Annotated in this window: 8 protein-coding genes; 3 read left to right on the top strand and 5 right to left on the bottom strand. The window is 38.4% G+C overall.

Features of this window, described 5'->3' with window-relative positions; all coding sequences use genetic code 11:
* Nucleotides 1-4 precede the first annotated feature (4 nt).
* The gene (locus tag ASE74_RS08180; RefSeq protein ID WP_055906960.1) at nt 5-1,951 is read right to left on the bottom strand and encodes a sigma 54-interacting response regulator; all 1,947 of its coding nucleotides are present in this window, start codon (nt 1,949-1,951) and stop codon (nt 5-7) included.
* 180 nt (nt 1,952-2,131) lie between these two features.
* A complete protein-coding gene (locus ASE74_RS08175) occupies nt 2,132-4,429 on the bottom strand; it encodes a histidine kinase dimerization/phosphoacceptor domain -containing protein (RefSeq protein WP_055906957.1) in 2,298 nt (765 codons plus the stop codon).
* 739 nt (nt 4,430-5,168) lie between these two features.
* Here ASE74_RS08175 and ASE74_RS08170 point away from each other — a divergent pair.
* From ASE74_RS08170 to ASE74_RS08160, 3 genes are all read left to right on the top strand, one after another.
* Nucleotides 5,169-6,026 (top strand): AraC family transcriptional regulator, encoded by an 858-nt coding sequence (locus ASE74_RS08170; protein ID WP_055906954.1) that lies wholly within the window; start codon nt 5,169-5,171, stop codon nt 6,024-6,026.
* 103 nt (nt 6,027-6,129) lie between these two features.
* Entirely contained in the window at nt 6,130-6,618 is a 489-nt protein-coding gene (locus ASE74_RS08165; RefSeq protein WP_055906952.1) for a hypothetical protein, read from the top strand.
* Nucleotides 6,619-6,950: 332 nt separating this feature from the next.
* A complete protein-coding gene (locus tag ASE74_RS08160) occupies nt 6,951-7,199 on the top strand; it encodes a hypothetical protein (RefSeq protein ID WP_055906948.1) in 249 nt (82 codons plus the stop codon).
* Nucleotides 7,200-7,488: 289 nt separating this feature from the next.
* On the opposite strand, the gene ASE74_RS08155 is transcribed toward ASE74_RS08160, so the two are convergent.
* The 3 genes from ASE74_RS08155 to ASE74_RS08145 all read right to left on the bottom strand — a co-directional run bounded on the left by ASE74_RS08155 (nt 7,489) and on the right by ASE74_RS08145 (nt 12,517).
* Nucleotides 7,489-8,742: an amidohydrolase family protein gene (locus ASE74_RS08155; protein WP_055906945.1), complete on the bottom strand. Its 1,254-nt coding sequence runs from the start codon at nt 8,740-8,742 to the stop codon at nt 7,489-7,491.
* 137 nt (nt 8,743-8,879) lie between these two features.
* On the bottom strand, nt 8,880-9,962 hold the full coding sequence (locus ASE74_RS08150; RefSeq protein WP_055906942.1) for a TlpA disulfide reductase family protein: 1,083 nt from the start codon (nt 9,960-9,962) through the stop codon (nt 8,880-8,882).
* A gap of 5 nt (nt 9,963-9,967) precedes the next feature.
* Nucleotides 9,968-12,517, bottom strand: coding sequence for a zinc-dependent metalloprotease (locus ASE74_RS08145; protein ID WP_082458697.1), 2,550 nt, complete (start codon nt 12,515-12,517; stop codon nt 9,968-9,970).
* Between the last annotated feature and the right edge of the window lie 112 nt (nt 12,518-12,629).

Genomic DNA, 12,629 nt, shown 5'->3' with positions numbered 1-12,629 from the left:
GTGTTTAAAATCCATAATCTTTTCGGATACCAAGTTTTTTCATTTTCGAATTCAGCGTGGTGGGCGGAAGGTCAAGCAACCGGGCAGCACCATCTTCTCCCCATATTTTTCCATTGCATTTTTTTAGCGCAGAAAGAATATGCGTACGTTCTCCATCCTGCATGGTGCCGATGCCTGGGCTAGCGGGTACAAAACGTTCCCCCGATCCTGTTGAGGTGGGCAATACCATTGTACTGATAATTTCTTCCCTGGTTAAGAGCACATTTCTTTCGATTAAATTCTCCAGTTCGCGAATGTTTCCGGGCCATTGGTATTGCTCCATTTGGCTAATCACAGCCGGAGCAATTGCTGTAACTGTTTTACCGGTTTTTCTGGCATATATTTTAAGAAAGTGGGTAGCAAGGGCTGCAATATCTTCTTTACGCTCACGAAGTGCTGGCATAAGGATAGGAAATACATTAATCCTGTAATAAAGATCCAGCCTGAAACGGCCTTCGGCAACTTCAATATCTAATTTACGGTTAGTGGCGGCTATTACCCTAACATTTATTTTAATCGGGCCACGCCCACCAATGCGCTCAATTTCTTTTTCCTGTAGCACACGCAAAAGCTTCGACTGCGACTCAAGCGGTAATTCGCCAATTTCATCCAAAAATATGGTTCCGGTATGGGCTTGCTCAAACTTTCCGATTTTACGCTCATGCGCTCCGGTAAAAGCACCTTTTTCATGACCAAAAAGTTCTGAATCTATAAGGGTTGCAGGCAGCACCGCACAATTAATGCGAATAAAAGGCTTGTCTTTCCGGCTCGATAATGCGTGGATCCGTTCAGCAATTTTTTCCTTTCCTGTTCCACTTTCTCCAAGGATAAGAACAGCAGAATCTGCACCTGCTACTTGAGTTACCTGATCGAATACGCTCAGAAGCAAATGGCTGCGCCCTATAATTCCCTGGAATAAATTATCCTTATCTTTAATTTCGACAGGTTGGTAAGGTGTAAACCCCGCTGTATGATCTACTATCGGGCTACCAGACTGGTAAAACATGCCATTTAAAAAACCCGACAGAATATGCATAATCTGATTACAGACCAATAAATGTTCGCCCTGGTAGGCATCTGCCCGCCTGCTGTAAAAATTAAAATAACATGTTTTTTTGTTCGCCAGGATGATCGGCAGTGACAGATGGGATTTTAAATGATATTTTTTTACCAAAACCTTTTTTAATGATGGCACTGAAAGTTGCTGTTGCAATTCATCTTCATCATACCAGGTGGCAAGTACGTCGGCCCTGTCTTTTGCTTTTAATTGTGCAAGTTCGTGTAGCTTGCAATTGGTAATTACCATCAGTTCGTGTACAGTGATGACCTGATAATCATCAAAACCGATCCTGGAAAAACTCAGTTCGTAAAAATCATCTGCATCTTCCTGCCGAAGGCCTATCGATAAAAATTCGAAAGGGATATAGGGCTGCAAATACTTCGCAATTGCAAGCAGTTTATTTACGCAGCTTTCTTCAGAAACCAAAATCTGTGCTGCTTTTTTCTGTAGCGATGCATGTTGTGTTGCAGATTGTTGGAGCTGCTGCTGATGGCGATAAAAAGCAATATCAATAGCAATCAATACGTCTTTTTCGCGAAAGGGCTTAACTACAAACCCATATGGATTGGTAATTTTTGCATCTTGTAATACTTTTTGGTTTGAATTTGCAGAGATGTAAACGAATGGTAAGCTATCTTCACTTAAACGATGGGCGAGGTCGATTCCTGTTAATTTGCCTTTTAAATAAATATCGAGTAAAATTAAATCCGGCTGGTGCTGCTCAATCATATCAAGGGCTTCCGGAACACTATCTGCCAATCCGCAAACCTGGTAGCCTGCAGATTGCAGGAAATTGCTTAAAACATCGGCAATTACAAATTCATCCTCTACGATAAGTATTTTTTTACTCATGAGCTAAACGTTATTGATGATATGAAGATACACATTATGGTTGTAAGGGCAATGACAAGAATTATTCCGTTAAAATTAAAGCTTCATTAATTTGATTTCTGAATTAGTGGTTGGTATGGCAACAATCTCTTAGTTTTAAAACAACGAATTAACGTTGTGCCGCAACGAAATATCGTTGGCTCAATGTAAACGGGCCTGGCACTTAAAATTTATGATCAGGGTTAATCCATCCTGATTTTCTACCTCAAGTTTGCCATTTAACTGTTTGCTCAAACCCCTTATCAGGTTAAAACCCATCGAATGTATTTTAGCCGGTTCAAGATCATCGGGCAAACCCCTGCCATCATCCGAAATTTGCAGGCAAAATGTTTCTTCTCCGGTTTGTTTGAGTTGGATATCAATACGGCCACCTGGCTTTGCCTTAAAAGCATATTTAATGGCATTAGTAATGGCTTCGTTAAGAATTAAACCTAATGGAACTGCGGTTGCAATGTCGAAATCGATATCATCAACCTGTTTATCAAAAGAAATCTGGCTATCCAAACCGAAACTTTCCTGTAAGTAACCTATCATCTCGGCAATATAATCAACCATGTTTACCGATTTAAAATCTTCGCTCTGATAGAGCTTCTGGTGGATCAGTGCAATGGAATGCATGCGTTGTTCACTATTCTGAATTGCATCCAATGCTTCTTTGTTATTGATAAAGGATGATTGACGCTGGAGTAAACCCATCACAATCTGCAGGTTATTTTTAACGCGGTGGTGCACCTCTTTAATCAGCCATTCTTTCTCTGCTAAAAGTGTGTCTTTCTCTTCCAAAAGCGTATTTAAAGAGGCATTTTTAAGGTCAATTTCCTTGGTCTTTTTCTGGTTAATCCGGTAGGAATTGTATAAAAGTACAATGATAATTAACAGTAAACCAATGGCTATAAGGGTGAGGTTACGTGTACTGTTGGCCTGTTTAATTTTCTCATTCTGCAACAAACTATCTTTTTTCAGCGAACTGATGTCGCTCTCACGTTGTTCGGTTGCATACTTTATTTGTAGCTCTTCTATCTGCCTGCTTTTTGTTTCATTAAAAATTGAATCATTTATGGATTTATACCTTTGATAATTTGTTATAGCCTCTTTCATATGCCCCTGGGCAGAATCTATTTTGAATATTGCCAGATAAACATCCTTATTTATGGATAAAGTCTTTTGCGCATTAACCTCACCGGCGATTAAAAGGCGGGCCTGGGCGAATTTCTTTTGACGGATGTAAAACTGGGCTACATCAAGCTTTGAAAGGGTTAACAATTCTTCGTCCATATCGGCCGGGGCGAGCCTTAACATCTCTTTGAAATAATATTCTGCAAGGTCGTAACGCTTAAGGGCATCATAACAATAAGCTTTAATTTGTGCAATAATTGCCTCTTGTTCTGAATTTGCAGGAGGATTTCTTTTAATCAATCCATGAAAATAATGCAAACCTTCCTTGGTTCGGCCAAGTTTGATAAGCCCCTGGATCATAAAACCTGCTGTTCTCAAAATTAAACGGCGATCAAGGGAAAGCTTTTCCCTAACTTCAATCGTTTTACGGTACCATGCTACGCTGGGTTCTACCTGTCCCAATTCCTGATAAATCTGACCCAATTCGCCATACAGCTCAGAAGCTTTCGCCGGAGCAATTTTTCCCTGTGTTTTATTAATCCAGTGCATTCCATCCAGTGTGCGCTCCAATGCTTTATCGAGGTTACCTCTGTAGCGGCATATCATTGCGGAATGGATATAGAGCATATCCAGTTTGGTGTTCTTTTTTGATTTAAATTCGGTAATTAATGCAGAACAGATATTATCGGCCTTAACAATGTCGCCCGTACCAAAAACCAGCACCACAATGTTGTAACCTGCATTTATGGCCAAATCATTTTGTCCAAGCTTTCTACGTAAATTTAATACCTGTTCAAATCCTTTAATAGCCCTTGCCCGGTCGATTTGTGCCAAACACTTATACAATAAATGAAGTGCCTCTGCTTCCCTGTTTTGATTGCCATTGTGGTGGTAAAAAGAAATTACTTCATGGATCATGCGCATGCCTTGCGTGGTATCGCCTTTTCGCATCATCACCTCTCCAAGTTTTAAAACACTGGGGTATCTACCGAAGGTGGAATCAATGCGTAATTTTGCACCTAAATTTTTCGCCTTATTATAAGCCATGTAGGCACTATCGAGGTTTTTAACTGCCATGCGGTTTTGGCCAAAGGCAATCATATAAAAATTTCCCTTGGCATGCAGAAGACGGAGCCTTGCAGTATCGCTTTGCACATTCTGTAAGGCGGTATTTATTGTATTTATGGCAACCCTATTTTGACCCGATGATTGTGCAAAGCCGCTAAAATGACAGCAGATTAATAGAAAACCAAAGCATAACATTTTAACCATATTGAAGATTTTTTGGTCGCAGATTAAGGCTGGGCGTAGTGGCTTTGACATATATTATACCACATAACTTAAGGCGTGGGTGGATTAATTTAGTTAATGTTTGGTTTTATGTAAATATAGCTAATCAACGCTTATTTTTTTCTGGAGAATGCAGCGTATTATCAAGATGCGAACAAGGTTATTAAGTTTAGCGTTTTTTACCACAGATGGACACAGATAAACACGGATTTTTATATCTGTGTGCATCCTTTTTATCTGTGGTTAAATTATATTTGCCCGTTACCAGGACTTAAATATTACATAGACAATCCGAAGACCAGATAAGGAGTTTTACCACAGATAAACACGGATTTTTATATCGGTGTGCATCCTTTTCATCTATGGTTAAATTATATTTCCCCGTTAACAGGACTTAACTATTACATAGACAATCAGAAGACCAGATAAACAGTTTTACCACAGATGGACACAAATAAACACGGATCTTTATATCGGTGTCCATCCTTTTTATCTGTGGTTAAATTATATTTCCCCGTTAACAGGACTTAAATCAATTACATAGGAAATTCGAAGACCAGATAAACAGTTTTATCACAGATGTACACAGATAAACACGGATTTTTATATCTGTGTGCATCCTTTTTATCTGTGGTTAAATTAAATTTGCCCGTTACCAGGACTTAACTAATAAAGAGAACAACTTTAACACGCTCAAAAATTTGCTACATTTGACTATACGGTAAGCAACAATTACTATACACTTAAAAGCTATTTACTTCGAAAATATTTAATGGTTACAGACTATAGAAAAATTGATTTATTTGGCCAGACATTCATTCAAAAAGTTGACCTGAAACCGCCTTTTGAATTTTCTTTTCCCGTTGCAGACCGGGCCTGCTTCTTATATATACTAAAAGGTACTACAAGATTTCAGTTTGATGAAAGCCATCTCAATATTCCTACAAACCATGCGCTGCTGCTTAACTGTATAAATTCTGGTAAACAGATAAGCGAGGCCAATAAAAGTGACGGCGAAATTGTAATTGTAACTTTCCATCCGGAGATATTAAAAAAAATTTACCAAAGGGAACTTCCTTTAATATTTCAGCAGAGTCAAAAAATCACCAATCAAACCAGCAGAATAATCAATAATGATTTTTTGATTCAGAAATATATTGAGGGTCTTTTGTTTTATTTTGATAACCCTGCTTTAGCGAATGAGGAAATTTTAATCTTAAAGCTGAAGGAAATTATTTTATTGTTGGCGCAAACTCGTGAAGCCGAAACCATACAGGTCATTTTATCTCAACTTTTTTCGCCTATAACTTATACATTTAAGCAAATTATAGAAGCTAACTTATTTTCGCAGGTTGGTGTTGTGGAACTGGCAGAGCAAACCAATTTGAGTGTTTCTTCCTTTAAAAGGGAATTTAAAAAACTATATAATGACTCTCCCGCTAATTATATAAAGAACAAGCGATTGGAAAAGGCGGCCGAACTGCTTCTGGTTTCTGAAGAACGAATTACTGATATCGCTTTTAATTGCGGTTTTAATGAGCTGTCTAACTTCACCAAAAGTTTTCATGATAAATATGGAATTTCGCCAACAGGCTTTCGGTTGAAAAATACAACTGTTAAGCTTCTATAATTGCGGCTCTGAACCAAAATACCAAAAAATTGGGCTAACCAACAAAACACATTCCTGTTAAGTACAGCAACTTTGTGCCATCAATTAATTTAACATTAAAAAAATGGCACTATCAAATTTAGGAATTTTTCACACAGTAATCGGTGTTATCGCGATTGGATCTGCAGTTACAGGCTTTATTAAAAATGGTAAAATTGACCTGGACAAGCTTAGCGGCAAAATTTATTTTTATTTAACACTTATCACATCTTTAACCGCCCTGGGCCTATCAAAACATGGTGGTTTTAATCCAGGTCATATTTTTTCGCTGTTTATTGTGGTGTTAATCTTAATCGCCTATTATCTTTATTATAAGAAGAAGGGAAATATCAGGGCACGTTTTTTTGAAAACTTTCTGTTTTCGTTTAGTTTTTTCTTGTCGCTCGTTCCAACTGTTAACGAAACTTTTACGCGTGTACCTGTTGGTCATCCTTTAGCAAAAGCTGCATCAGATGCAATTATCGGTCAAACACTTTTGGTGCTCTTTATTTTCTTTTTAGTTGGTTCCTTTTTACAATTTAGACAGCAACGGAATACGAATCGAATGTTGTAATAATTATACCGGGCAAAGCTGATCATAACAAAAATTCAAAAAACCAGAGCATTTCTTAGGGCAATAAACAGTATGCTAAACAGATAACAAAATGGGTTGCCTAACGTATAGCAGAGGCAACCTTTTCATTTACAACGATTTTTAAAAAGGTAAAAAACATACGGCTGTGCAATTATCGGGTAATCAGGCATTTGAGGATTTATAAATTTAAAATATTCTGATTTAACCTGTATTTATGACATAAAATAAACAGTTGGAAAAATTTTATTTGACTAATGTCAAATATACGGCACATTGTATTCGTAAAACTACAATTTAACTTATATTTGGATATGAAAACTCTCTACTTGCCAAATGACACCGAGCTTTTTAACAAAGCCATACTGAAGCGATTTAAAACCGCTTTGGCCAATCTTGAAATAGAAAATGATTTTCTCGAAATTTCCACCACCTTTAAAGGCATACAGGTTCAGGTGAGGGTTTTCGGCAAAGCTGATTTAATGGGAAAGTTGCATTGGCACGTAATCAGAATTATCAATCAAAGTGTAATACCTACGCAACCCTTCATCAGGAATAATTAATTGAGCCATTATGAGGTGAGTTTGAGTTTAAACTTTACCCATTTAGCTAAATTGATTTTATCAATCAGTTGTTGCAGAAATCATCAATATAACCAAATCATAAGATTCTCTCCATCTACAGTAAAAAATACCAAAGTGCCTGCTTTATTACTGGCAATATTATCTCAAAGTATAATTACCGGGGAATGCTCATCAATTTTCTTTCTTGAAGTAAAGATCTTTATTTTCCACCGGTAATATTCTCCATACCAACACGTAAGCTTATGCAACTTTAAATTCCGTAAGTCCTTTACATTAAAATTATTTTACCGTGCTTAATTATCATCTCTTGCTTTTTTAATGCATTAATATTTTTTAAAGGATTTTCAGTCAACACTAACAAATCTGCCTTTTTACCTTTTTTAATACTTCCAATGTTTTTCTGTTGACCGATAGTTTCAGCTGAAATCATTGTGGCTGCGGCCAGTGCTTCTGCTGGCGTAAAATCACAATCATTTACAAAATAATTTAACTCATCAATCAGGTGCGGATATGGGTTTTCCAAAACGGTAATTTTATCGGTTCCGGCTGAGATTTTAACACCCAATAAATGAAGTTTTTTAACAAGGTCGAAAATCCACTGCTCTTTAACTTCTGAAACAGAAAGTGTGGCATCTAAAATTACGTTTCCTTTTTTCATTGCTTTGGCCAATTCATGCACATCAATTGCTGCACCAACACTGTCTTTATAGGCTTGGGGTACTTTTCTGTAACCCAGTTTAGGGTCATCTATTAAGTAAGCGAGCATGCTGGCATGAGAAATTACCTCAACTCCTGAACGAACCACTTCAAGCGGTTTTGCAGGGTACAACATGGCATGCCCCCAAACCAGCAGCTTGTTTCGCTTTGCGGCAAAAACTACTTTCTTTAAAAATACAGCATCAAAAGAATGATAAAGTTTTACCCCTGTAGCACCAAAACTTTTGGCTACTTTCATTGCACTGTCTAGATTGGTTCCGGGCATTACCAATTGTTCCCAAGGATGATATGGCTCTTTTCTCAAACCAATACCCCTGTTGTAATACCAGTCTCCGGCCATAAAAGCGGCATAATAAACATCAGCTCCAACACGTAAATCACTGTTTACCTGTAGTTGCACCTCTTTTAAAACAGCACCGTTTGCTGCCGGATCTCTAATTGTGGTGATGCCGTGTTTTAGCAGATAATTCGAATACGCGTATGCCCGCTCTACTGGAGAGCCACTAACGTTGGTTAAGTGCGCATGTGAATCTATCAATCCCGGAACCAGGAATTTGTGCCCTAGATCAATCACTTTACCTTTTAAGTGGTTCCGTTTTGCAGGAAAAATAGATTCAATGCGGTCATTTTTTATGATAACTGTCATTCCTGTATCCACTCTTCCCTTTTCTACATCTACTACATTTACATTTTTCAATGTTAAGTAAACAGCTATAGGGTTAGATTGAGCTGAAGCATTTAATAATCCAACCATCCAGATGAGAAATATCCGAATGGAACAGATCAGTGTTTTTTTGGTAATCATTTGTTTAATTAAATTAGGTATACGATTGGATAAAAAAATGCAGGAGACATCCATCATCCTGCATCGTCATCTATTATCACAAACTAATCAACTGCTTCTACTCAGTTGTTTTTCTTTTATTTGCTACTAATCAGCATCTATAGTTTAAATATGCTGCTGAGCTTTTTTTCCAGTGCCTCACCTCTTAAATTTCTGGCAATAATTTTTCCGGCAGGGTTTAGCAGGAAATTTGCTGGTAAGCTTTTCACACCATAAATTCCCGCAGTTTTACCCGAGGTTGATTTTGGATCGTTTAACTGTATCCAGCTGAGATTATCTGTTTTTACCGCAGTTAACCAACTTTCCTTTGAACTATCCATTGATAGGCCAACTATTGTAAATCCATGTGGACCAAATTTTTCGAATGCTTTTACGAGGTTTGGATTTTCCAATCTGCAAGGCCCGCACCAGCTAGCCCAGAAATCGATGAGCACATATTTCCCTTTAAAATCCGAAATTGAAAATAATTTTCCTTCATTGCTTTTTAAAGCAAATTCAGGAGCCATTTTGCCAACGCTGGTGATCTCTACAGCATCCATAAATTCTTTTATCTTTCTCCCATAAAAGCCTTGCTGCGTTTTATCAGCTAATTTCTGATAAGCCGCAGCAGCCTTAGTACGGTTGGGATAAGTAACATACATATCTAAAATAGCGATTGCCGCACTTACACGTTCAGGATGAGCCGCTATGAAATGATTGAGCACAGTATCTTTTACCAGCTGATACTTGGCTGCATACTTTTTAAGTTCTGCTACATCTTCGTCATGATTGCCGGTTTTTTCAGGCCTTTTGAAAGCAGCTGCTGAAAGACTGTTTTTATATTGATTAAAAATATCGTTTTCACTCGCACCAAAGATGTTGAGGTCGTAAAACTTATTAATATCTCCTGAAACAGAAACCGGCTTTTTTTCGAGTATAACTATTTTAATCTGCTGATTAACTGAGGTGGATAGTGTACATATGGCCGTCTCTTTTAAAGGCATTTTAATTTCGAATACACCAGCTTTCCCCTGAACGGAATCTTTATAAACCACATCATCCATTTCATAAGATAGATGCACTTTGCCATTGCCAAGGCCTGAAACATTCCCTGTGATATGCGCAAATTCTTGCGCATAAACACCGGAACATCCTAACATCAATGTCAGCAGGAGTAATATTTTATTGGTTTTTTTTAACATTAGCTTTAATAATTTAAACCGGGAATCGGAGATTCGGTAAGAATTTTATCAATCATATGCTTTAAATAAAGCAGGTGGATTTTGCTGTCAGCATCTCCGGTTTTGCCAATTGCGGCTACAATATCTTTTTTAAGATCTTTCAAGTGGGCAAGTGCCAGGGGCTTAACATTCGAATAAAGCAGAATTTCGGTAGGCGTAACTCCGGCAAGGATGTTATCTACAGAACCCTGTAACGCAAACCTTTTGTTAAACATGGTAATGATACTGCCAACATACATTTTTTGTAAAGTTCTTCTGTAAGAATCAATCGGTTTGCCTGTTTTAAGCTCAGCAAAAATCCCATTTTTTAGGTCGTTTAACCATTGCTGAGGAGAGTAGCTACCATTGCCATAATCACGCTGCGCAATCATTAACCTGTAAAGACGGCTTTGTGAAGTAACCGATGCTATAACTCCCTGCTGCAGAGATTCTACTTCACCAAAAGCATATTTTGGATCTATTTTGTTTAAAATCTGTTCATTGAGCAACCATTTCGGTGTGGTAAAAATTTCATCATTGATGAATTTTATCGCCTCTTTTTGCTTGGCCAGGCTTACTGGCGCAAACACAGAACCCGGCTGATCATAGGTTTTTTCAGTTACGGTTACTCCTCCAAGGCTTTTAACTACGTGGTAAGTATAACGTGAAAGTTGCTCTACTGATTCTTTGTACATTTCTTTGAGTGCAGAATAATCCTGACCATCTTCCCTGGTCCAATAAATGAGCTGGGGTACAATGCGTTTTAAATTTTTAATACCGTATTGACTTGCTTTTATAGCATCATCTCCCAGATCTTCTGCCTGCGACCGGGGATCAAAATCTCTGCCTTCCCCGCCAAACCAAAGTCTTTTGTTCGAGGCAAGGCTGTCAATGGTTATTTTATTTAAAATTTTCTTATCCTCATCGGCATTTGCAGTTCCAAAAATTGGTTTATAACCCCATTGAATTGCCCATTTATCGTATTCGTTAATCCGTGGAAAAATTCCTGATTCACTTACATGATCTTCAGGTTGAGCAACGTAGTTAAAGCGGGCGTAATCCATAATTGAAGGGGTATGACCATGAGCCTCTACCCATTTTTTATCCCTGAGTTTTTCAACCGGAACCGTACTGCTGGCACCCATGTTATGGCGTAATCCGAGTGTGTGGCCTATCTCATGAGAGGAAACGAAACGTATAAGCTGCCCCATAAGTTCATCATCAAATTTATTTTTGCGTGCCCTGGGATCAACCGCACCTGCCTGGATCATATACCAACGGTGTACTAAATTCATTACGTTGTGGTACCAACCAATATGGCTTTCAAGGATTTCACCCGTGCGTGGGTCGGCGATATTTGGCCCGTAAGCATTTTGCTGTGGAGAAGCGAAGTAGCGGATTACTGAGAAACGGGCATCATCCAAACTCATGGTTGTATCGGCTTCCGGCCATTCCTTACCTACAATCGCATTTTTAAAGCCTGCCTGCTCAAAAGCTTTCTGCCAGTCGTTAACACCTGCAATCAAAAAAGGTCTCCATTTTTTTGGCGTTGCCGGATCGATATAATAAACAATTTGTTTTTTAGGCTCAACCAATTCGCCCCTTTTAAATCGCTCCAAGTCTTCATCTTTCGGCTCTAATCTCCAGCGGTGAATAAAGGCTTCCTGCTCTACTTTTTGCTGATCATCTTTATACCGCATGTTTACGCTGGCAAAGAAACCAACACGGGCATCATACATTCTTTTTCTCATCGGATTTTCAGGAAGCATCACGAAAGAGGTATTCATTCCGAGTGTTACCGCACCAGCCTCACTGGCAGCAGGCAATCTTCCGCCAACAGCCATATAAGTGCGGATACTTTTAACCTCGGTATTGATCGGAAAACTCTTAACGCTTTCTATATAAGAGCGATCGGCCATTTGGGCACCCAGGTTATAAGCTTTTTTGTTTTCGCCATCAAAAGAGAGCAAAGGGGTTTCGCTGATCAGAAAATCGGTTACATCAATTACGACAGATGATGAATCTTTACCTTTTGCTTTAATAGGAAAAGCGGCCATAATGGGATTGAGGTTAGAACTCGCTACAGCTTTAGAAATCATATCGGTAGAATCGGCAATACTCACTGTGGCAGAAACTTTTAAAAACAGTTTATTACCAGGGCCTAATTCCCAATAAACAATACGTGCCCCTACCTGCTCGCCAGCATAGTTTCCTGCTCCCGGCGTTGATTTACTTAATCGGTTTACGGCTAAAATCTCTTTTTTAAGCAGTTTGTTCGGAATTTCAAAAAAATATTTATCAGCAATTTTATGAACGGTAAATAAACCTTTCTGGCTTACGGCCTTTGCGGTTATAACCTCGCTATATGGTTTTATAGGATTTTTAAGTGAATCTGCCTTTGGCTTTGTTGCAATAACAACCGGAACGGGTGTCTTCTTTTTTCTTAAAATACTGCATGATTGTACAGTTGCCCCGAGCAAGCCGATGGCTAAGGCCAGGTAAAAATACCTGACCTTAAATTGATTTTTATTGTTCATTTGTTTTTATCAAGTAAACCCAGGTATYTCAACCTGAGATTCTCACAGAACCGTACGTGATGGTCTCCCATCATACGGCTCTTATTATCGTAATTCCATAGTAGGTTTCGAG

Origin of the sequence: Pedobacter sp. Leaf216 (assembly GCF_001421515.1) — a bacterium.
In the GTDB taxonomy this organism is placed as follows: Bacteria; Bacteroidota; Bacteroidia; order Sphingobacteriales; family Sphingobacteriaceae; genus Pedobacter.
Note: the sequence above shows the minus strand (reverse complement) of the source record. Positions and strands in the feature narration are given on the sequence as shown.